General features: G+C 36.1%; 22 protein-coding genes. 1 reads left to right on the plus strand and 21 read right to left on the minus strand.

The window, feature by feature from the left end; genetic code table 11:
* Positions 1–4: 4 nt before the first annotated feature.
* Together H9L01_RS08015 and H9L01_RS08020 are read right to left on the minus strand one after the other, a co-directional pair.
* Positions 5–604: an exonuclease SbcCD subunit D gene (locus H9L01_RS08015; RefSeq protein WP_187533440.1), complete on the minus strand. Its 600-nt coding sequence runs from the start codon at positions 602–604 to the stop codon at positions 5–7.
* A complete protein-coding gene (locus tag H9L01_RS08020) occupies positions 601–1,140 on the minus strand; it encodes a metallophosphoesterase family protein (RefSeq protein ID WP_187533441.1) in 540 nt (179 codons plus the stop codon). Before H9L01_RS08020 ends, H9L01_RS08015 begins: the two co-directional genes overlap by 4 nt.
* A gap of 103 nt (positions 1,141–1,243) precedes the next feature.
* Between H9L01_RS08020 and H9L01_RS08025 the strand changes: the two genes are divergently transcribed.
* Positions 1,244–1,867: a sugar O-acetyltransferase gene (locus tag H9L01_RS08025; protein ID WP_223151017.1), complete on the plus strand. Its 624-nt coding sequence runs from the start codon at positions 1,244–1,246 to the stop codon at positions 1,865–1,867.
* A 48-nt stretch (positions 1,868–1,915) separates the two neighbouring features.
* Here the strand turns inward: H9L01_RS08025 and H9L01_RS08030 are convergent, their stop codons facing one another.
* The 19 genes from H9L01_RS08030 to purE all read right to left on the minus strand — a co-directional run bounded on the left by H9L01_RS08030 (position 1,916) and on the right by purE (position 20,968).
* Positions 1,916–2,878 carry a hypothetical protein gene (locus H9L01_RS08030; RefSeq protein ID WP_187533443.1) on the minus strand — a complete coding sequence of 321 codons (963 nt, stop codon included), beginning with the start codon at positions 2,876–2,878 and terminating at the stop codon, positions 1,916–1,918.
* A gap of 9 nt (positions 2,879–2,887) precedes the next feature.
* Entirely contained in the window at positions 2,888–4,312 is a 1,425-nt protein-coding gene (locus H9L01_RS08035) for an MBOAT family O-acyltransferase (RefSeq protein WP_187533444.1), read from the minus strand.
* Between the two features lie 164 nt (positions 4,313–4,476).
* Positions 4,477–4,707, minus strand: coding sequence for an acyl carrier protein (locus H9L01_RS08040; protein WP_187533445.1), 231 nt, complete (start codon positions 4,705–4,707; stop codon positions 4,477–4,479).
* Positions 4,708–4,804: 97 nt separating this feature from the next.
* Positions 4,805–5,749 (minus strand): SGNH/GDSL hydrolase family protein, encoded by a 945-nt coding sequence (locus tag H9L01_RS08045; RefSeq protein WP_187533446.1) that lies wholly within the window; start codon positions 5,747–5,749, stop codon positions 4,805–4,807.
* A 10-nt stretch (positions 5,750–5,759) separates the two neighbouring features.
* Positions 5,760–7,241 (minus strand): MBOAT family O-acyltransferase, encoded by a 1,482-nt coding sequence (locus tag H9L01_RS08050; protein WP_187533447.1) that lies wholly within the window; start codon positions 7,239–7,241, stop codon positions 5,760–5,762.
* A gap of 107 nt (positions 7,242–7,348) precedes the next feature.
* Complete coding sequence (locus H9L01_RS08055; RefSeq protein ID WP_187533448.1) at positions 7,349–7,579, minus strand: acyl carrier protein; 231 nt, start codon at positions 7,577–7,579, stop codon at positions 7,349–7,351.
* Positions 7,580–7,581: 2 nt separating this feature from the next.
* The gene (locus H9L01_RS08060; protein WP_187533449.1) at positions 7,582–8,766 is read right to left on the minus strand and encodes an alanine racemase; all 1,185 of its coding nucleotides are present in this window, start codon (positions 8,764–8,766) and stop codon (positions 7,582–7,584) included.
* Entirely contained in the window at positions 8,763–10,268 is a 1,506-nt protein-coding gene (locus H9L01_RS08065) for an AMP-binding protein (RefSeq protein ID WP_187533450.1), read from the minus strand. The genes H9L01_RS08060 and H9L01_RS08065 overlap by 4 nt, the downstream gene beginning before the upstream one ends.
* On the minus strand, positions 10,265–11,620 hold the full coding sequence (locus H9L01_RS08070; RefSeq protein WP_187533451.1) for a HAMP domain-containing sensor histidine kinase: 1,356 nt from the start codon (positions 11,618–11,620) through the stop codon (positions 10,265–10,267). The genes H9L01_RS08065 and H9L01_RS08070 overlap by 4 nt, the downstream gene beginning before the upstream one ends.
* Positions 11,601–12,311 carry a response regulator transcription factor gene (locus tag H9L01_RS08075; RefSeq protein WP_187533452.1) on the minus strand — a complete coding sequence of 237 codons (711 nt, stop codon included), beginning with the start codon at positions 12,309–12,311 and terminating at the stop codon, positions 11,601–11,603. Before H9L01_RS08075 ends, H9L01_RS08070 begins: the two co-directional genes overlap by 20 nt.
* A gap of 89 nt (positions 12,312–12,400) precedes the next feature.
* Positions 12,401–12,634 carry a hypothetical protein gene (locus H9L01_RS08080; protein WP_187533453.1) on the minus strand — a complete coding sequence of 78 codons (234 nt, stop codon included), beginning with the start codon at positions 12,632–12,634 and terminating at the stop codon, positions 12,401–12,403.
* Positions 12,635–12,753: 119 nt separating this feature from the next.
* On the minus strand, positions 12,754–13,944 hold the full coding sequence (locus tag H9L01_RS08085; protein WP_187533454.1) for a phosphopentomutase: 1,191 nt from the start codon (positions 13,942–13,944) through the stop codon (positions 12,754–12,756).
* Positions 13,928–14,845, minus strand: coding sequence for a tyrosine-type recombinase/integrase (locus H9L01_RS08090; RefSeq protein WP_187533455.1), 918 nt, complete (start codon positions 14,843–14,845; stop codon positions 13,928–13,930). Before H9L01_RS08090 ends, H9L01_RS08085 begins: the two co-directional genes overlap by 17 nt.
* A 109-nt stretch (positions 14,846–14,954) precedes the next feature.
* Positions 14,955–16,184 (minus strand): phosphoribosylamine--glycine ligase, encoded by a 1,230-nt coding sequence (purD, locus tag H9L01_RS08095; protein ID WP_187533456.1) that lies wholly within the window; start codon positions 16,182–16,184, stop codon positions 14,955–14,957.
* Between the two features lies 1 nt (position 16,185).
* Complete coding sequence (gene purH / locus H9L01_RS08100) at positions 16,186–17,700, minus strand: bifunctional phosphoribosylaminoimidazolecarboxamide formyltransferase/IMP cyclohydrolase (protein ID WP_187533457.1); 1,515 nt, start codon at positions 17,698–17,700, stop codon at positions 16,186–16,188.
* Positions 17,690–18,307, minus strand: a complete 618-nt coding sequence (gene purN, locus H9L01_RS08105) for a phosphoribosylglycinamide formyltransferase (RefSeq protein ID WP_187533458.1) — start codon at positions 18,305–18,307, stop codon at positions 17,690–17,692. Before purN ends, purH begins: the two co-directional genes overlap by 11 nt.
* Positions 18,295–19,305, minus strand: coding sequence for a phosphoribosylformylglycinamidine cyclo-ligase (purM, locus tag H9L01_RS08110; protein ID WP_187533459.1), 1,011 nt, complete (start codon positions 19,303–19,305; stop codon positions 18,295–18,297). The genes purN and purM overlap by 13 nt, the downstream gene beginning before the upstream one ends.
* A complete protein-coding gene (locus H9L01_RS08115; RefSeq protein ID WP_187533460.1) occupies positions 19,289–20,491 on the minus strand; it encodes an amidophosphoribosyltransferase in 1,203 nt (400 codons plus the stop codon). Before H9L01_RS08115 ends, purM begins: the two co-directional genes overlap by 17 nt.
* Positions 20,492–20,968, minus strand: coding sequence for a 5-(carboxyamino)imidazole ribonucleotide mutase (gene purE, locus H9L01_RS08120; protein ID WP_187533461.1), 477 nt, complete (start codon positions 20,966–20,968; stop codon positions 20,492–20,494).
* Position 20,969: the final 1 nt, after the last annotated feature.

Here is a 20,969-nt window from a genome sequence, read left to right on the forward strand (position 1 = left end):
TAAGCTAATTGGTTTTATGATTAATTTCCTCCATGATTGATTCTAAAAGCTTCTTTTCTGAATCACTAAATTCCCGTTGATTTTGGTGCTTGAAGAAATTTTCAAATTGATCTGTAGGTGAAAGATTGAGTACTTCTGTTGCTTCTTGAAGACGTACGTTGTCACTACTACTCAAATTGTGATATTGGATTGAAATGATGTTTGGATAAAATTCCTTAAGTTTACTTTTGGGATCATAAATTGTTTCTTCATCCTCTAAAACAGCTTGAATAAAATCTTCGCTGTATTGTGCATGCTCGATGAGAGCATTAAAAGGCCCTTTGATAATACGGACGTCCCTTTTGGGAATCAGTGGAAGAAGTTCAATGCTTATTTCCTTTTCATCAAGTGTAATGTAAGGCATTGACTTATGATCTTTTGCTTCAGAGAAAGAATATTTCAAGGGTGATCCTCCATAGCGAATTGTTTCTTTACGAAGTTTTTGTGGACGATGGATGTGTCCCATTGCTACATAGTTAAAATCGTTTAAGTAGTTGATGTTGATTGCATCAAGTCCCCCTACTTGCGGTCCGATTTCTGAATCGGAGAGCTCGGGTTGTGTCATTCCATCAATAAAGAATTGATGGACAATTGCGATGTTCCGTTCAAGGGGTTTAGGTTAATGCCCTTGATAACATGTTTAAAGGCATCATCATAAGTTGAACCTGTGAAGTCAGGGTCTATATTTTTAATTGTACTTGCTCGTAAGAAAGGAATGGGATAAAAGTTAACCGGTCCCCATTCATCAAAAATAGATATCGGTACGATTGGAAGTTCGAATCGCGAAATAAGATGAATCTTATGATCGATAAATAGCTTATCTCCTACTCCTAGACGTTCAACAGAGTCGTGATTTCCAGAAATAATGATGACTTCATAATTTTCCTTAGAAAACGCAATTAAAAGTTCATTCCAAAGTGTGAATGATTCTGAACTTGGTGCAAAACGATCATAAATGTCACCTGCTACAATCACAACATCCACATCTCTACTCCTAATTTCTTCAAGTATTTGGTTAAATATATAGCGTTGGTCTTCAATGAGACTGACGTCTTCAAACCTTTTCCCGATATGTAAGTCCGATAGATGAATGATTTTCATGAAAATACCCCCTAATGATCATATTATACCATGTTAGGTATCATCTCTTGCTTAATAAAGGCTTTAATTTGATATAATAATAATTGAATTTATGGAGGTTTTTATGACTGAAAAAGAGAGAATGTTATCAGGGCTTTTGTACAAAGCTAATGATGAAGAACTAAGACGAGATTCGCATCGTTGTCGTATGTTTAATCACGAATATAATCAAACAACCGTTTTAGACATTCCGCGCCGAAAGGAAATCATTAAAGAATGGCTTGGATCTGTGGGTGAACATGTTGTACTCGTTCCACCAGTCTATTTTGATTATGGAAATAACACCTATATTAAAGATGATTTCTTTGCAAATGCAGATCTTATCATCCTTGATGTCGCTCCAGTTGAAATTGGGAGTCGCGTCATGATGGGACCACGAGTTGGACTCTATACTGCAGGACATCCAATTGACGCAGCTATTCGTAGTGAGGATTTAGAATTTGGTAAAAAAATTGTGATTGAAGATGATGTCTGGTTAGGTGGTAATGTAGTCGTTAACCCTGGAGTTACTATTGGCGCTCGTTCAGTCATTGCTTCAGGATCGGTTGTGACAAAGGACATCCCTTCCGATGTGGTTGCGGGTGGCGTCCCTTGCAAAGTGATTCGCAAGATTACTGAAAATGACCGTGTCGAATGGCAAAAAGAAAAAGATGAGTACCTTGCCTATCAACTAACTAAAGGAATTTAATACCAATTATTCTATTCCAATAAAAAAAGCTGAAACTTTCAGCTTTTTTTATACGTGTCGATTCTTTTTCTTAGCAATAATATCAGAATATTCCTTATAATTGCTTTTCCAAGTTTCGAAATTTGGGTCATCTTTTTTATTTACGAGTTCGGTATTATTCGAAAGGTATTCAGCAAGATAGTTACTTACTTTTAAGGCACCACTGTAGTTTAAATGATCTCCTGCGTCATAAGTGTCGGTGTTCCAATCAATACCAACTTCATTTAATAATAAATTTAAATCGAGATAATCTATATTATTGTTTGATGCAATTTTAGAAACTGCATTATGCTTCGTGTAAGTCCAATTTGATGGACTTGGTGCAGAATAAATAACGATTTTAATATCATGTGATTTTGCGAAGTTGAGAATTTTCTCGATGCTTTGTCTCTGGTAACCAGGTATCTTATCTGTTTTTTCTGATTCTCTGACATAGTTCCCTTTGGTGTAAGGTTTTACATCAACTGTATAATGATACCCTTTGAGTGGACTTAGAGATGGTTTTTCAGGCTTATCTCTTTTTTTATCGTGCTTCACATAGGACTTCCAATTGTTATGATCTGCGAAGATTGGGAAGAATTGAGAGAAAAAATCACCGATATTCTTCTCTATCTCATTAACCATTCCTTTATCTCTAAAGAAAAAGTTTGATTCAATGAGGAGCACTTTTGGTTTTTGCTTTGTTAAAGCTGTTTCGAGGTCTTCAAATCCTTTTAAAAGCGATTGAGCAGAACTTCCGATGTTATAGCCAACATAACCCTTTGTATTCCATATCTCCATTGGAGATACCGAGGAATAAGCCTCACTATCACCTAGGATTAAATAGTCCATGGTATTATCTTGTTCTGCAAGAACTCCCTTTAATGCTTTGGGTTCATCTGAAGGCTTGAGCACACTTGAGAAAGCAACAAGCAATAAAGAAAGGATAATGAGAAATAGAATACTTTTGAATATATTTTTATGCTTTTTCATGTTATCCTCCTAAAATCCTGCATAGATGATATCTACAGGTGCATACCCGTTACCATATGCTCCAAAAATTACGATTACTAAAATAAATGTGTAGGTCAGACTCCAACGTGCCCATGTTGGCCACGTGATAACCGTTTGGAATGGATCGAACCCCTTCTCTTTCAACATATCAACTGCGAAGACGACGATAACTGCAATGAGGACTACTGCTATATCGACGATGTTGAAAGCAGGAACACTGTTTAGTCCATTTACAAAATATGAAAGTCGAAATTTAAAGATGACATTTTTAAACATCATAATGAGCTTTTGGATACTTTCGACTCTGAAGATTAGCTCACCAAAGATAATAATCACAGACATTTTTACTGTTTGAATAAACCTTAAGGTGAACGGATGTTGATCTAACTTCAAGACGTCTTTAATTTTGATAAATACCGGTTCAAATATAAGAGCTAATGTGATTAAGGTAAAATAATACATTCCGTATAAAACAAAATTCCATCCAGCACCATGCCAAAAGCCATTGCAAAGCCAAACAACAAACAATGCAATTGCATTCGTAATGATAAGCGACGCATTTTTACCGAATTTTTTTCGTGTTTTCTTTGTCAGTGATTTAATATGGCGCGAAAGCATAACTGGATAAAAGACATAGTCCTTTAACCATGCTCCAAGTGTCATATGCCAGCGTTTCCAAAATTCTGTAACAGTCTTAGCAAAGAATGGTTGGCGAAAGTTTTCAGGTACTTTAATATTGAATATATCACTGGTTCCGATACAAATATCAACGATACCGGAAAAGTCCATATATAATTGGATAGTATAAATGAGTGCTCCAAACAAGATAACTGATCCTGAAAAATTACTATGATTCACATCAAGGATTGCGGAAACAAGTGCATTGAGACGATCCGCGATTACTATCTTTTTAAAGAATCCCCAGATGATTCGTTGCAAACCGCCACTAAGCGATGTCATTGTAATAGGATTCCCAGCATATAATGATGGCGCAATATCGTTATATCTTGTAATCGGTCCCTGCATGATAGTTGGAAAAAAACAAAGATAGAGACACAATTTTAGAAAGTTCTTTTCGGGTTGAATGACACCTCTATAAATATCCACGCAATATGATATTGCCTGAAGTGAATAGAATGAAATCCCCAGTGGAACAATAAATTTCATAATTGGAATTTCAACACCAAAAGAAAGTGATGAAACTATTGTTTGGACGTTTTTAGAAATAAAGGGTGAATATTTCAATACAATCAGAATAAGAAGTACGAACCCAATAACTATTTTCAAGAAATGTCTCTTTTTAATGAGTGCTTGTGTCTTTAATTCACGGAGATTCTGACTTGCTTCATCCTCTTTAGGAATACTTTTAGAATCGATATGACTGATACCCAATCCGAATAAATATATCAACAACGTCGTAAGTAAAACAAATACAAATTGCCACTTACTGATTAAAATATAGAATACAAAACTTGAAAACAGTAAAACCCCCCAGCGAAACTTTTTAGGGGCTAACTGATAACTTAGTAGTGTAATGGGGAGAAAAAGTACAAAATATACGGGCGATACGTATGACACTATGCTTCGTCTCGCAATCTACACATTAAGTTCCATAATGCACTCGCTGAGTTAAAGTTAGCTGGCACTAAATCGATGGGCGAAATGTCAACATCGAATTCTGATTCAAGTTCGGTAACGAGTTCAAGAATTGACATAGAGTCTAAATGTCCCCCGTCTACAAGATCGGTTACTGTATCATAATCGATAGTAGGATTAATTTGATTTAAAATTGCTAGTAGTTTTTCCATGTTTGTCTCCTTTAGTATTAAGTATTTCTTCACTTAATATTCTAGTATGTATTGATAACAAATAAGTGTAAGAATGATGATAAATTGTAAATCACACTTAAGATTTTTTTGCTTTGATTATTTCTGCGTATTTTTGATAATCTTCTTCCCAATTAGTATAATTGGAATTGTGTCGCAAATCCTCTAAGTTTGTATTCTTTGATAAGTACTCCGATATATATTTTGTAACTTTTAGCGTACCATTAAAATTTAGATGGTCGCCAGCATCATAGGTATCTTTGTTCCAATCAATTTCTAATTGTTTCGTAAGTAGATTAAGATCAACGTATTCGCAACCATATTCCTTTGCCAGATCTGCTACTGTATTATGATTTGAATAGCCCCAATTTACAGGAGTAGGTGCTGAGTAGAAGATAACTTTTATATCATTGTTATTACAAATTTCCATAATTTGATCAAGAATAAATTTTTGATACGTTGGTACAGATACTCTATTTTGAGTTGGATTAACATATTCCCCTTTTGTATAAGGTTTTACCTCAAAGCGGTATCGATATCCTTTCAGTGGATTTGAAACAAACTCTTGATCATCAAAGGACGGTAATTTTCCTTCTTTGATCATCTTTTTCCAATTTGTATGATCATTAAATATTGAAAAGTGGTTCGTGAATAATGTTGATATGAAACTTTCCGCATCATTAATGAACCCTTTGTTTCTGAATATAAAATTAGATTCAATTAATAATATTTTAGGCTTTTGATTCTCAATTGCTTTTTGAAAAACATCCAACCCTCTCTGAAGTGTTTGTGCGGAAACTCCCAGATTGTAGCCTGTATACCCTCTTTCATTCCAAATTTCCATGGGCGAAATAGAAGTATAGGCCTCACTATCTCCGAGAACTAGATAATCAACCGAATTTTCTTTTTCCGATTCAATACCAGATATTTCTTTAACAGAAAATCCCTTTGAAAGAACCAGTAAAATAAGTCCAAGTATTGTGACAAAGAGTATGAATTTCATAAGTTTTTTTCCTTTTTTCATTCAAGACCTCCTAGAATCCAGCGTAAATAATATCTACTGGGGTGTATCCGTTGCCATATGCGCCGAAGACAACAATTGATACTATGAAGACATAGGAAAGTGTCCAACGTGCCCAGATTGGCAAGGAATTTAGTTTATCAAGAGGGTTAATATTACGTTCTTTAAGGAAATCTACAATAAATACGAGTATTATTGCAATCAGAACAATCCAAGCGTCCCCTATGTCAAACTTGAAACGTGCCAATAAATCTGTAGTGAGCTCAGAAACATTAAAATTAAATAAAATATTCTTGAAAATGATCAATATCTTACGTATACTCTCCACACGGAATATAAGTTCACCAATCATTATGATTAGTGCCATTTTGGTTGCTTGAATCGTACGTAACAATATCTTATGGTTGTCGAGGTGTAATATTGTTTTGACTTTTTCCATAAACGGTTCAACAATCAAAGCAAGTGTAATGAGTGTGAAATAATACATCCCATACATGACAAAATTCCAACCTGAACCATGCCAGAATCCATTACATAACCAAACCACAAACAACGCAATCGCATTAGTAATAATTAAAGAGGCATGTTTTCCAAACTTTTTACGCGTTTTCTTAGTCAATGATTTAATTCTTCGGGATAACATGACCGGATAGAATACATAATCTTTCAACCATGATCCCAAAGTAATATGCCAACGTTTCCAAAAGTCAGTCACTGTTTTTGCAAAAAATGGTTGTCTGAAGTTTTCGGGAAGTTTGATATTGAAAATTTCGGCGGTGCCTAAACTAATATCTACAATACCGGAGAAATCCATGTAGAGCTGAATGGTATAGATTGCTGCCCCTAAAAGCATAATTGAACCTGCAAATTGCGCATTATCAGCATCGATAATTGCAATCACAAGTGAGTTGAGGCGATCAGCAATCATTATTTTTTTGAAAAGACCCCAGAAGATTCGCTGGATACCATGAACAAACGAATCGGAGTTAATGGCTGTTCCTGCAAAGAGTGTCTCTTTAACATCACTATAACGTGCAATCGGTCCTTGCATAATTGTAGGGAAGAAACTGAGAAAAAGAAGTAATTTAAAATAGTTTCTTTCAGCTGAAACGACGCCTCTATAGACATCAACACAGTATGAAATGGCTTGTAAAGAATAGAAAGAGATACCCAAAGGAACCACAAACTTTAATATTGGAACTTTAGCTTCTATTGACAGATAAGCCAGAGCCGAATTTATAGAAGATGTAATGAAAGGCGCATACTTTAGAACTATTAGTGTTCCGAGGATTATAATAATCGTCCACTTTGTTACCCTCTTCTTTTTGAATTGGCTTTGTTGTCTTTCAACAGTCGCAATTTCAGGTTCAAGATCCTGTTTCACTAAGCTTCGTTTCGAAATGAAATCAAGCAACAACCCCGCACTATAAATTACGAATGTTGTGATGATTATGATTAAAATCAACCATGAACTTACAAGAAAATAAAATAGCATACTTACCAATAACAACGTTACCCACCGATATTTTGAAGGGAATACTTGATAAATAAGAAATGTAAATGGCAGAAACAGAGCAAAATAAAGTGGTGAAACGTACGACACTATGCCTCGTCTCGCAATCTACAAATTAACTTCCACAATGAATCCATAGAATTGAAATTAGCTGGTATTAAATCTATCGGTGAAATATCGATATCAAACTCTGATTCAATTTCAGTAACGAGTGATAAGATTGAAAGTGAATCAAGTAAACTGTCATCTACAAGTCCCGTTGCTTTTTCATAATCAATGCTTGGGTTGATTTCTACGAGTATATCTAATAATTTATCCATAATTATTGCTCCTTTGCCATGTTTAATGGGTATGTTTCAATCGAATTTCTAACTTTTGTGAGTCCTTTTGCTTCTGAGTAGAAGTATACTTGTGGTAAGTCGCGACTTAGAAAAAGTGCGATTCCTTCAGTAACTGAGTAGGCTCCTACCTTGTCAAAAATAAGGAAATCTCCTATATTTACATTCTTAAGTTCGCAACTCTTTACAAGAATATCGCTTGTCGTGCATAACGCACCACAAAGTGTCCAAGATTCTGTTTCATCGCGTTGCGATACATGAGTTTCAATATGTTTAAAAGGTGGTGTCTTCATTGCCATTGACTGTCCGAAGTAATTTACTTGGTGCATTCCCCCATTAACGATGGCGATATGAAGGTCACGATGATGTTTTATATCTTCAATGCGAGTTACGTAGTGACCACAATTAGCGACAAGGTATCGCCCTAATTCTACTGTTACCGGTAAAACTTTTGCTTGTTTCTCTAATGCCTCGTAAAGCGCAGTCGTCATAACATCCTCAAATTTTTCATCTTCTTCAAAGTAATCGATGGGTAAACCCGGACCATATTCTAACGAAAGTTTGGATGAATCTAAATAGGGTAAAGAGATGACAAACTCATTGAGTTTTCTAAAGTCTCTTTCATATTTAGTGGCTGCTTTTCGCTGTGTCCCAACAAAATAGTGAATCCCAACTATATTGAGACTTGGATATTGTGAAATATTTTCGCATATCGAAGTAATATCTGCTTTAGACATTCCAAATTGACTTCCTGAAGATAAACGCAAATAAACATTAAGTGTGGCATTGAATTCTTGTGAAGCAGCAAAGAGTAGCTCCCAATGTCTTAAAGATTCTGCTGTATAAACGATCGTTGAACCGTACTTTTCCACAACCTTATCAATGTCTGACTTTCCTTTAAATACTCCAGAAAGTACAATTTTCGACATATCAATTCCAAGGTCTTCGCAGATATGGAACTCACCAAACGAACAGACCTCGAAAGTGTCAATATGGGGTTCCAATACTTTCACAAGAAATGGATTGGCCTTCATTGCATAACATAGTTTCGCATTTGAATTAAGATGCTTCCTTACCTCTGAAATATGGTCCGTAAGTGCATCAACGTCAAAGATATAAGCGGCATGTTCGAATAAATCTTGGTGTTCTAGGATTAGTTTTGAATTCATAGTGATTGATACTCCAGTCTAATTTGTTTTCGGTCAAGCTTGCCATTATTGTTGAGGGGTAAGTTTTCAAATTGCTTGATAATAGTTGGAACCATATAAGACTCAACTTTTTCAATAAAATATTTCTTCAATTCGGTAGCATCAATTGAACCACTATAACAGAGAATAATTTGATGTTTTTCTTCTATATAGAAGCAACACGCCTGATTTACTGATGTATTTTTATAGGCCATAACTTCAATGCCCTCTAATTCAATACGATGTCCCATGTGCTTGATTTGGAAGTCTTTACGACCCACGTAATAAAGCTTGTTATCGGGCATTCTATATCCCAAATCACCCGTACGATACATGCGTTCAGGATAAACTTTGTTGAGAGGATTTTGTACGAAAAATTTTTCTGTTTGTTCGGGATTGTTGTAGTAACCCAGGGCAAGACATCTTCCAGTTACACATATCTCCCCTTTTTGTTCGTATTCAGTAATGAGATGATTGGTTTCGTCGAGAAGAAAGACTTCTTCATTAAGGAATGACTTCCCGATTGGCATCGCATAATCATCATTTAGCGTTTCAGGGATTACTTCATAGGTGCAATTGCATGTAATCTCAGTAGGTCCGTACAGATTAACGTAAAGAACTGAAGGTAAAGACTTTTGAAGTTTCTTTAGAATGGGTAAAGGCATTTTCTCACCACTAAACATGATTTTATTGATATGCTCAGGAACTTTATAACTCAGTCCTTTGAATTGGACGAGCATGCTAAGGGCAGATACGGCCCAGATTAAAGTCGTAATTTCATGATCAATAAGATAATCCATTAATGAAGTTATCACAGAAAAGTATCTCTTCGGAATAACAACAAGAGTTGCTCCGGTTGAAAGGGCACTGTATATATCTTTGACTGAAACATCAAAATCAAAAGGTGCCTGATTTCCAATGATATCTTTATCAGTTATCTTGAAGGTCGTAGTAAATTCATCAATGAAATCAATGACAGAGCCATGACTTACAATGACCCCTTTAGGAACACCCGTTGTTCCCGAAGTGAAATTACAATAAAGCGGATCTGTATCTAAAGCAGAACATTGAACTTTATTCAGCACATTTATATCAGGTACTTCAGAAATAACATCTTGATAATTCAAGGTTTTTCCTGAATATTGTATTGTTGAAGGAAGGCTTGATTCATATGTAATCATGAGTTTTGCATTACTAATATCAAGGATTTGTTGAATTCGTCCTTCATGTTGCTTTGGATCTATGAAAATATAGAAGCACCGTGCATAGGCAACTCCCATGAAGAGGCTCAACGCTTCAGGTCCCTTCTCCATAAAAATTATGATTGGGCTTTTGGGTACCATTAGCTTTGAAAATACAGTTCCACTAGACTGCGCATGGTATAAATAGTCGCCATAAGTTAGTAATTTATCTTCACAGACTATTGCTTTTTTATCACCGTACAGTTCAGCTGTTCTCTCTAAATACTCAGTTATATTTTTCATACTTCGTCCTCTACTAGTAACGATACCGTCACAATAAATTTACTTGCGGTTTGATGTACTTCAAAGTTACCACCCAGTTGCTGCATAACATTTGCACATGTTTTTAGCCCAATGTTAGTACTCTTTGAATTCATTTTTCCAATATCTTTAAAATTTTCAAATTCTAATACATAGTTTTCACCACGATCTAAGCCTGTGATAATTACCCCCTCTTTCAATGCGTAACGACTGATGTTACTAAATAAATTATCAAAGAGACGGTGAAGATACTGAACATCAACGCGTATGACCTTATCGGTTTCTTCAAGATTTACAGTTACTTCGAAATCATTTGCCTGAAGATCAAATACTCGTTCATAAATCAATTGAGGCAACAGCACCATAAGTTCGTATTCTTGTGTATTAGTATCCATGAATCCTTCATTAAAGTTAAAGGAATATTGGAACATTTTATCGGTAATTAGTTTTAATTGAAGTGTTTTATCTTTACTACGGCTGATATAGTCTCTTTTCTTTTCTTCACTCAATTCAGGATGTTCATCTAATACCTCCATGTAACCTATCAATGCTGTGAGAGGTGTACGGACATCATGAGACAATTCACTTACCAGGTCATAATTAGTTTTTACGACTTCTTGTTCTCGTTTCATCTGATCAACCAATGAAAAACGCATAGAATCAACATGATAGGCAAGCTGTGTTAGTTCACTACACCCTTCCTTTGTAACAGGATAGTTAATATTTCCACATTCAATTTGTGTTACTTCATCGGAGAGTCTTTTGACTTTACGAATGATTTTATTAGTGAATAAAATTTGTAAGAACATAAACATGAGGATTCCAAAGCCTATTGAACCTATTTTGATGAGATTGTACCAAAAGACTTCCGTTGATTCACTGACATATAACATAAAGTTACCATCAGCAAATTGAATATCACGAACAGGATATGCAATGGTCGTCTCTAATACTTCATCGTCAAAACCCTTAACTTCTTCCACAACAGTTTCATCAAGATAAACAGGATCGGTCTCTGACCAATGACCGGATTCATAAACTACAAATCCCTCTTCATCAATCAAGAAAAGATAAACGTCTGGATTTTGCTTTATCCATGAGGACATTTTATAGTAGTCCATTGAAGAAAGATTATTATCGACAACATAATCTTCGAATGAATCTTCGTATGCGAGACGTCGTGACTCAACGGCACTTTGTTTGAGATAAAATTTTTCGATAAGTTGTGCCCCTGTAAGATACAAAATCCAACTAAACAGCGAACAGATAATTAAGCTTATGAGAAAATACGCAATATGAATTGTTCTTAATCGCTTAAATTTCAAATTTTCCATCAATACGATACCCCTTTCCCCATACGGTTTTTATGATTGAATCATTCTGACTTGTATCCAGTTTCTTTCTAATATTGAAGATATGAACCATGATAGTATTGTTTGCGGATGCGAAATAAGGTTCATTCCAAATTTCTTCAAACAGTTGTTTCGCATCGAACACTCTTCCTGGATTGGTAATCAACAAGAATAGGATATCTGCTTCTACAGATGTGAGGTCAATTTTCGAATTATTACGTCGTACTGTTTTGTTTTTAAGATCAAAGTCAGTTCCTTCAAAGGTCGTAATTGTTTTGTCTTTTTCATTGTATCCATAATTATAAATGCGATAACGTCTGATTAATGCCTCAACCTTAGCAAGAAGTTCTACTTTAGAAAACGGCTTGGAGAGGAAATCATCACCCCCGTTTGAATAGGCTTCAACAATATCGATCTCTCCAGATTTTGCTGTTAGAAATAAAATAGGCGCTTTCGTCATTTCTCGGATCTTAATACACGCTTCAAGTCCGGTGACACGAGGCATCATAATATCGAGAATTATTAAGTCAAAGAGATTATTGGAATCGGTGATGATGTCAATAGCATCTTGGCCGTCAACAGCTTCAGAAACATCGTAACCTTTAAATTCAAGTTGCAATCGGATGACTGCACGAATATCTTCTTCATCATCAACAATGAGTATTTTTTTCATAGATACCTCCTCTTATTTTTATTATAGCATTGGGTTTGGTTTGAAAATATAAGTAGAAACGTTTATTAAGAAATATTAAGAAAGTCATGCTATTGGCCATCTTGTTGTATTTTTTTTATTATAAATTTAGTTAAGAAAAATGAAATAATCAGTGTGCATAGAATGAGAAAGATAAAAACAGAATCCATCCAAGATGCTTTCTCAGGACTAGGATAATAACCGCCTTCTGATACAATTTCTGAAATCGATGCAATTATATATTCATTAAAGAGTAGAAATGTAAATACCATTGATATAATAAGTGCTTTTACGTTATTTGACATAGTAATCTCCCTATTACTATAGTAATGGCCTGGTGTGAATATCATGTGTAATTTTAATGATAAGTCATGTAAAAAAGCCTGTACTCATGAAATGTACAGGCTTTTAGGTATTAATAGGTTTATTTAAGTAAATTTAAAATTGAATGACCGTTTGCAGTAGGTTCAACCCCAAATGCATCAGTGATTGTAGCACCAAGATCTGCGAATGTGTGTGACTTAGGAAGCAATCCACTTCCCTCAAATTGAGGTGAATAGAAGAGTACTGGAACCTCTTCTCGAGTATGATCTGTTCCTGTGTGGGTTGGGTCGTTACCGTGGTCAGCAGTAATGATTAAGAGGTCACGTTCACCAATAAATGGTAAGAGTTCCCCTAATTGGCCATCAAATTCTTCAAGAGCATCACCATAACCTTGAGGATTACGACGGTGACCAAATAGTGCATCAAAATCAACGAGATTCACAAACAAGAAACCATTAAAGTCCATATCTTTTACAATACGAATTGTTTCTTCCATACCATGATGGTTTGATTTTGTACGGTAAGCATCTGTAATGCCTTCATTATCGAAGATATCAACAATTTTACCAACACTAATTACATCATAATTAGCTTCTTTAAGTGAGTCTAATGCAGTTTTTCCAAATGGTTTTAAAGCGTAGTCATGGCGGTTAGGAGTACGTGTGAATTCTCCTTTACCAGGTCCTACGAATGGTCGTGCAATAACACGCCCTACTTTCCATTCATCACGCATTGTAAGTTCACGTGCAATCTCACAGCAGCGATAGAGTTCTTCAAGACCAAATGTTTCTTCATGAGCAGCAATTTGTAATACAGAGTCAGCAGAAGTATAAACAATCATATCTCCTGTTTTCATATGTTCTTCACCAAGTTCATCAAGAATAACGGTTCCACTTGATGAGTAGTTACCGATGATACCATGTCCGGTACGAGCAGTTAGTTCATCAAGTAATTCTTTAGGGAATCCTGTCTCTGTAAAAGTAATGAATGGGTTTTGGATATTTAATCCCATCATTTCCCAGTGTCCTGTCATGGTATCTTTACCATTTGACGCTTCAATCATCTTAGTATAATAAGCAGCGGGATGATCTACTTTCTTAACACCTTTTATTTCATGGAGATTTCCAAGACCAAGTTTTTCCATATTTGGCATCTTTAAACCACCAACAAATTCAGCAATATGTCCGAGTGTATCGGTACCTAAATCGCCAAATTTTTCTGCATCGTGTGCTGCGCCAGCACCGACAGAATCCATAACAATTGTAATGATACGATCAAATCTCTTCGTCATCTTTTTGTCCTCCTTGATTCGAAAAGCCACCTTTAAGGTAAGCATCGTATTCACGTTTCATCGTATTTTGATGAACGTGGGTGTATATTTGGGTTGTTGCAATATCAGAATGTCCAAGTAATTCTTGAATGATTCGTAAATCGACACCTTGCTCTAAAATGCCAGTCGCAAAAGAATGTCTTAGTGTATGAGCCGATATTGGCTCAAGGCCTGCATGTTTACAGCGACGCTTAATCATTCCGTCAACATATTGACGTGTTAATCGTTTGCCCTTGCTATTGATAAATACATAAGGACTTTGTGCTGTTACCCATGAAGGTCTTACATTTTCAATATAATCAAACAATGCATTTAAAGCATCGTCAGCAACTGGAATCATCCGTTCTTTTAGCCCTTTACCAATGATTCGAATCCATTTCTCTTCTCTATAAATTTGATTAAAGGAAAGATCGACGCATTCACTTACTCTCAGACCACAGCGATAGAGCATCAGCAAGATAGTGTGATCATATAAGTCTTTGAAAGTTGTGATTGGAAACGAAAAAAGAGCTTGAATGGTTTCTTGGGATGCAACTTTGGGTAATCGGCTTCCCTGCCGTTTTAAAGATAAATACTGAGTTGGGTCCTGTGTTACTTTCCCACTCTTAATTAAGAATTGATGAAATTGCCTGATACTTACGATTTTGCGTTGAATCGTAGCAAATTCATATTCTTCATTGAGAACACCAAGATAATCTGTAATATTGTGATATGAAATATCTCTTAATTCAAAGATGTCTTGTTGTTCGATAAAGCTTAAATAGTGATTGATATCAGAATTATAAGCAGAAATTGTATGATCACTTCGTGGGTCAACAAAACGCATAAAATGCATAAATTCTTGTCTTTCTAATTCGTACATAACTATCACCACTCATATTATACAACGAAACAAATAAATATTAAATACAGTGACTTATAATGACTAACAAAAGAAACAAAGCCTCATCTAAGAGACTTTGTTTAATTATTTATATAAGGCCAATATCTTTGCGATACTGTTTATCTTCAAATTGTAATGAATCTATTCTTTGATTTAGTTTTTGATTCATAGTTTTAAGATTATCACCAAGTTCAATGAACGATAGAACGCGTCCGCCATTGGATACTAATTGATTATTTACTCTAGAAGAACCATTATGAAAGATTAGTTCTGAATCATCGATATCTATAGAAATTCCTTTACGATATTGTTCTGGGTAACCCAAAGCAGTTACTACCGTCGTCATACATGATAAATCAGACCATTTTAAATCTTCAGATTGTAAAGTATCGTTCTCGATTTTTTTGATAATGTCTACGAGATCTGTTTCAAGGCGTGGAAGTAATACCTCTGTTTCAGGATCTCCAAAACGAACATTAAATTCCAACACATATACCATATCGTTGACGATCATCAATCCAATGAAAAGGATTCCATTATATTTATAACCATCAACTGACAATCCATTTTCTATCTTATTCAGAATAGTGAAAATTTGTTCTTCAATTGTCTTATCAAGTTGTGGACCAGGAGAATAACATCCCACACCACCTGTATTTGGTCCGAGATCACCCTCGTAAAGTTTTTTGTAATCACGTGCTGTTTGCATTGGAACACATCGGTTGTTTGCGACAAAGCACAATAATGATGTCTCATAGCCATCCAGGTAAGTTTCAATCAAAACACGGCGACCTTCTTCTCCAAATTTACTTTTAATAAAGAAATCTCTTAAAGTAGTTTCCGCCATGACAAAGTCATCGCAAATAACGACACCCTTACCCAGACATAGACCATCGGCTTTGATAACAACAGGATAACTGAAACTATTTAACGTAGATATCGCATCATCATATGAAGTAACTGTAACAGAGTGTGCAGTTGGGATTTGATGTTTTAACATAAACTGTTTGGATACATCTTTGCTTTTCTCAAGATTAGCACATTTCATATTAGGTCCAAAGATGCGTAAATCATGCTGTTCAAAGAGATCCACAATTCCCATACACAGAGGTTCTTCGGGTCCAACCACTGTAAGATCAATGCGATGATTAAGAGCAAATGTTAACAGTCCTTCAAGATCGTTGGCCGCAATGGGGACATTTTCATAGGTTCCCCCATTTCCGGGACTAACATAAATTTTAGATACATGAGGTGATTGGTTAAATTTCCATGCTAATGCATGTTCGCGGCCACCACTACCAATAATAAGAATCTTCATACTAGTGTTTAAAGTGACGTGTTCCAGTGAAAACTAACGCCATATTGTACGAGTCAGCTAATGCAATTACTTTTGGATCTTTAATAGACCCTCCAGGTTGAATTATTGCGGTAATTCCTGCTTTATAGCACCGCTCAATCGTATCTTCAAAGAAGAACCCATCAGACGCCATTACACTACCCTTTACATCAAAATGCGATCTATCAATTGCTTTCTCACAGGCCCAGTATCTTTGAACCTCACCTTGTCCGATACCCAGCGTCTTACCATTATTAGTAACGACAATGGCATTTGAATCACAGGCCCTTACCGCTTTCCAAGCAAAGTCTAGGTCATGTAGTTCATCATCTGTAGGTTTTCTTTTTGAGACAACTTTAAATAGACTATCACTATCATCTTGATTATCACGTTCTTGGACTAAAATTCCGTTTAAGACATCTTTAGTAGAAAAAGAAGGTTCCGTGAATGTAAGGAGATTTTCACATTCCAATAAGCGAATATTTTTCTTTTGTGTTAGAAGATCCAATGCTTCTTGCGTGTAGGAAGGTGCTAGGATGACTTCTAAAAATATTTCCGAAAGATGAACAGCAGTATTTAAATCAACAGGTCTATTTAATGCGATGATGCCTCCGAAAATAGATTCAGGATCACAAGACTTCGCTTCAACGAATGCTTCTTCAATGTTTGTGGCTTGTGCAATGGCACAAGGATTAGCATGTTTCACGGCAACAACAGTTGGTTCTTGGAACAAACGTAACGAGCGTACCGCACCTGATAAATCATTAATGTTGTTGTAGGAAAGCTCCTTACCATGGAGTTGTGTATAGTTAAATGCTTTCTTTTCACCTTGAAGCGCATAATATGAAGCATTTTGGTGAGGGTTTTCACCATAACGAAGGGATTCTATTTTATCATAGGGTAATACAAGTGTATCGGGATTCGATATTCCCAGATATTTATTGAAATATTGTGCAATGATCGCATCGTATCGTGCAGTATGACTGAAAGCCTTTCTTGCTAATTCAAGCCGATAGCTCGTGTCTGTATCGTTAATGTGCTCAATAACCGTAGGATAATCTTGGTTATCACATACAACGAACGTAAACGGATAATTCTTTGCAGCACTTCGAATCATTGAAGATCCCCCAATATCAATGTTTTCAACGATAACCTCATGAGGAGCACCTTCTAACATTTTCTCTTCAAAAGGATAAAGATTGCAGACCACCATATCAATATTAGCGATTCCTTGTTTCTCAAGACTTGCTGAGTGCTCAGGGGTTCGTTTCGATAAGATGCCTCCGTGAATGTTTGGATGAAGTGTTTTAACCCTCCCATCCAACATTTCTGGAAAATCAGTGATTTGTGAAACTTCAATAACGGTTAAACCTTGATCCACAAGATATGAGTAGGTACCTCCTGTTGAGATGATTTCCCATCCCAATTCAAGAAGTTGATGACAAAACTCATAAACCCCTTCCTTATTGCTTACTGACACCAATGCTCTACGCTTCATGTTGCCCTCCTATTAGTACATGACGTCCATCGACTTTTAAACAATGATTACAGAAATAGACTACAGTTTTTACAATCAAAGCATGTTCAATTTCAAGAACACGATTGGTTAGTGATGTTACTGTATCTTCAGAATTAATTGCAACAATCTCTTGAAAAATAATAGGACCTTCGTCCGCTTGCTCTGAAACGAAGTGGGTCGTTACTCCTGTGTACCGAACACCATAGTCAAGTGCCACTTGCGCGACCTTTGCCCCGTAATACCCTTTTCCGCAAAAACTGGGAATTAGTGAAGGATGAATGTTAATGATTTTGTTTTGATATTGTTTAACAATCTGCTGCGGAACTATTTTAAGATAACCTGCTAATATGATACCGTCCGGTTGTACTTCATCAAGTTTCTTATTGAGAAATTCATCATAATTATGTTTGTCAGGAACGAATGTTTCGATTCCCTGTTTCTGAGCTCGTACAAGTCCGTATGCATTGGCATTATTAGAAACGACCAATACGATATCACCACAATATGCGTCACTATCCAGTAAAGCCTGAAGATTGCTTCCATTTCCAGAAATCATGACCACGAGTTTATGTCTTATTTTAGACATATGTTGCCATTTCCATCTTCAATTGTTCCTAAAATAAAGGCGGAATTCCCTAGTAATTCAAGTGTTTTATCGGTATCTTCTTCAGCAATAACAACGACGAATCCGACTCCCATATTGAAGGTGTTGTACATTTCTTCGATATTGATATTTCCGTAATTTTGAAGAAAACTGAAAATTTCCTGATGTGGAATATTTTTTGTTTGTACACGTGCAGATACATTACGAGGTAAAATTCGTGGTAAGTTTTCATAGAGACCCCCTCCGGTAATATGGGCCATTCCTTTAATCGAAACATGATCTCGAAGATTTAAAATTTCTGATACATAAATACGAGTTGGTTCCAACAATACTTGACCTAGAGTTTTCTCACTTTTACCAAATTTTTGATTTAAGCTAAGATCTGAAACGATTGCTCTAACAAGCGAAAAACCATTACTATGGATTCCTGAACTTTCGATTCCTATAAGAACATCCCCTTTTGAAATATCATTTCCTGTAATAATATCTTCTTTATTAACGATTCCTACGGCAAATCCTGCAAGATCATATTCAGAGCCATGATAGACTCCCGGCATCTCTGCAGTTTCACCACCGATTAAGGCCATGTTTGCCACTTGACACCCCTTCGCAACTCCTTCAACGACTGCGACAGAGATATCTGGATCCAGAGAACCTGTTGCAAGGTAATCCAAGAAAAATAAGGGTTTTGCTCCCTGACATAGAATATCATTAACACACATTGCGACACAGTCAATGCCAATACTGTCATGAATTCCCATTTCATAAGCCAATTTCACTTTTGTTCCTACTCCATCAGTACCCGATACCAAAACAGGATGCACTCCTTCATGACAATCCAACTCATAGAGTCCGGAAAATCCACCAAGATGGGAGAGAACATTAACACTATGAGTCTTATTAACCGCTTCTTTAATTCTCTCTACATGATGATAGCCTGTTTCTTTATTTACACCCGCATCACTATATGTCTTTACCATAATAACCTCCATCTTCCGCAATTGATTTGCCATCAAAGTATTCTGTATAGAAATGCGGTTGATGACAACTTGATATTAATTTTTCTAAACTTAAAAATTTAATGGAATCGCATCCTAGTTCATGGATAAGATCTTCTTCGGTCTTTCCGTGACACATTAAGTTCTTAGGATTTGGAATATCAATACTTAAATTATCTGCAAATAAGACGGGTGGTGATGAAACACGAATATGTACTTCGGATGCTCCGGCCTCTTTTAATAGTTTCACAATATGTTTGATCGTGGTTCCCCTTACAATTGAATCGTCTACTAAAACAACCGACTTTCCTTTTACCAGCCGACTGACAACTGATATTTTGATTTGAACGTGATTGTTTCGTTCTGAAGGATTAGCATTGATGAAAGTGCGGTTTACATATCGATTTTTTACCAGTGCTTTTTGATACGGAATCTGTGTCTCTTCTGAATAACCGAGCGCTGCTATCATCCCAGAGTCAGGTGACCCAACAACGATATCAGCGTTTACAGGATGTTCTTTCGCAAGTTCATGTCCCATTTGTTGTCGACATTGGTAGACAAGTTGACCATCAATGGTGGAATCAGGACGTGCAATATAAACCATCTCGAATAAACACAAATGCGGTTGATGGTGTTTTGATGATTGCAGACTCTTGAGTCCGTTTTCATCAATAACTATGGTTTCACCAGGCATGATATCACGAAGAACACTTCCACCTAAGCTTTCGATCGCGCAAGACTCAGATGCAACAATCCAAGTTTTTTTAATTCTTCCTAAGACAAGTGGTTTGATTCCCATTAAATCACGACTGCATATCATACTTGAAGGACTGATTTTAATTTGTGCTTGTGCATAATCCCCATCAAGACGTGACTTGCCATCTTCAATGATTAATGAATTATCAACACGAATTGGCATCATGGGTTCCTTTTTCTTTTGATTTGTAAAAGCATACCGTGTCATAGCACATGCGACAGATGCATGAATATCAACCGGATTCATAGTGTCGATCGTACTTGAATGATGAAAGATAACTTCTGTCTCATCTAACCACAGTCCAATTCCAATCCCATCTTGTCCTCGATGTTGCAAACCGTATATGCCTTTAATGAGTGTTGGGATCACATCTTCGTTTTGAAACGAAATACATCCAATTAAGCCACTCATCTAAAAATCCAATGCCTTGTTCATATCCAGAACGTGTTCTCTCATTGATTCTTTATGCTGTATCAGTGATTCCTTTAACTGTGGATCACGAATAGATAACATTTGAATTGCAAGATAAGCAGCATTTGCAGAGCCATTGATTGCGACAGTAGCAACAGGGACTCCTTGTGGCATTTGTACGGTTGAAAGCAACGCGTCCATTCCATCTAAAGCGGTGGATTTCACAGGAACACCAATTACTGGCTGAATGTTGATTCCGGCGATTACTCCTGCAAGGTGCGCAGCTTTTCCAGCAAAGGCTATGTAGACATCTGTGCATTCTTTCTCTTGTTCGCAATATGCTTGAAGATCGAAGAGTGCACGATGTGCTGAGATGACTTTAACTTCATAATTAATATTAAAATTCTTGAGTACGTTAATACAATCTTTAACACATTCTTTGTCACTAATACTTCCCATTATTACAGATACTTTCATG

The sequence above is a fragment of the Erysipelothrix inopinata genome (assembly GCF_014396165.1).
Taxonomy (GTDB): Bacteria; Bacillota_I; Bacilli_A; order Erysipelotrichales; family Erysipelotrichaceae; genus Erysipelothrix; species Erysipelothrix inopinata.

What these genes read in the sequence shown, in the direction of transcription:
- H9L01_RS08015 (WP_187533440.1), bottom strand. Translation starts at nt 604, where the DNA reads ATGACACAACCCGAGCTCTCCGATTCAGAAATCGGACCGCAAGTAGGG.
- H9L01_RS08020 (WP_187533441.1), bottom strand. Translation starts at nt 1,140, where the DNA reads ATGAAAATCATTCATCTATCGGACTTACATATCGGGAAAAGGTTTGAA.
- H9L01_RS08025 (WP_223151017.1), top strand. Translation starts at nt 1,244, where the DNA reads ATGACTGAAAAAGAGAGAATGTTATCAGGGCTTTTGTACAAAGCTAAT.
- H9L01_RS08030 (WP_187533443.1), bottom strand. Translation starts at nt 2,878, where the DNA reads ATGAAAAAGCATAAAAATATATTCAAAAGTATTCTATTTCTCATTATC.
- H9L01_RS08040 (WP_187533445.1), bottom strand. Translation starts at nt 4,707, where the DNA reads ATGGAAAAACTACTAGCAATTTTAAATCAAATTAATCCTACTATCGAT.
- H9L01_RS08045 (WP_187533446.1), bottom strand. Translation starts at nt 5,749, where the DNA reads ATGAAAAAAGGAAAAAAACTTATGAAATTCATACTCTTTGTCACAATA.
- H9L01_RS08050 (WP_187533447.1), bottom strand. Translation starts at nt 7,241, where the DNA reads ATGCTATTTTATTTTCTTGTAAGTTCATGGTTGATTTTAATCATAATC.
- H9L01_RS08055 (WP_187533448.1), bottom strand. Translation starts at nt 7,579, where the DNA reads ATGGATAAATTATTAGATATACTCGTAGAAATCAACCCAAGCATTGAT.
- H9L01_RS08060 (WP_187533449.1), bottom strand. Translation starts at nt 8,766, where the DNA reads ATGAATTCAAAACTAATCCTAGAACACCAAGATTTATTCGAACATGCC.
- H9L01_RS08065 (WP_187533450.1), bottom strand. Translation starts at nt 10,268, where the DNA reads ATGAAAAATATAACTGAGTATTTAGAGAGAACAGCTGAACTGTACGGT.
- H9L01_RS08070 (WP_187533451.1), bottom strand. Translation starts at nt 11,620, where the DNA reads ATGGAAAATTTGAAATTTAAGCGATTAAGAACAATTCATATTGCGTAT.
- H9L01_RS08075 (WP_187533452.1), bottom strand. Translation starts at nt 12,311, where the DNA reads ATGAAAAAAATACTCATTGTTGATGATGAAGAAGATATTCGTGCAGTC.
- H9L01_RS08080 (WP_187533453.1), bottom strand. Translation starts at nt 12,634, where the DNA reads ATGTCAAATAACGTAAAAGCACTTATTATATCAATGGTATTTACATTT.
- H9L01_RS08085 (WP_187533454.1), bottom strand. Translation starts at nt 13,944, where the DNA reads ATGACGAAGAGATTTGATCGTATCATTACAATTGTTATGGATTCTGTC.
- H9L01_RS08090 (WP_187533455.1), bottom strand. Translation starts at nt 14,845, where the DNA reads ATGTACGAATTAGAAAGACAAGAATTTATGCATTTTATGCGTTTTGTT.
- purD (WP_187533456.1), bottom strand. Translation starts at nt 16,184, where the DNA reads ATGAAGATTCTTATTATTGGTAGTGGTGGCCGCGAACATGCATTAGCA.
- purH (WP_187533457.1), bottom strand. Translation starts at nt 17,700, where the DNA reads ATGAAGCGTAGAGCATTGGTGTCAGTAAGCAATAAGGAAGGGGTTTAT.
- purN (WP_187533458.1), bottom strand. Translation starts at nt 18,307, where the DNA reads ATGTCTAAAATAAGACATAAACTCGTGGTCATGATTTCTGGAAATGGA.
- purM (WP_187533459.1), bottom strand. Translation starts at nt 19,305, where the DNA reads ATGGTAAAGACATATAGTGATGCGGGTGTAAATAAAGAAACAGGCTAT.
- H9L01_RS08115 (WP_187533460.1), bottom strand. Translation starts at nt 20,491, where the DNA reads ATGAGTGGCTTAATTGGATGTATTTCGTTTCAAAACGAAGATGTGATC.
- purE (WP_187533461.1), bottom strand. Translation starts at nt 20,968, where the DNA reads ATGAAAGTATCTGTAATAATGGGAAGTATTAGTGACAAAGAATGTGTT.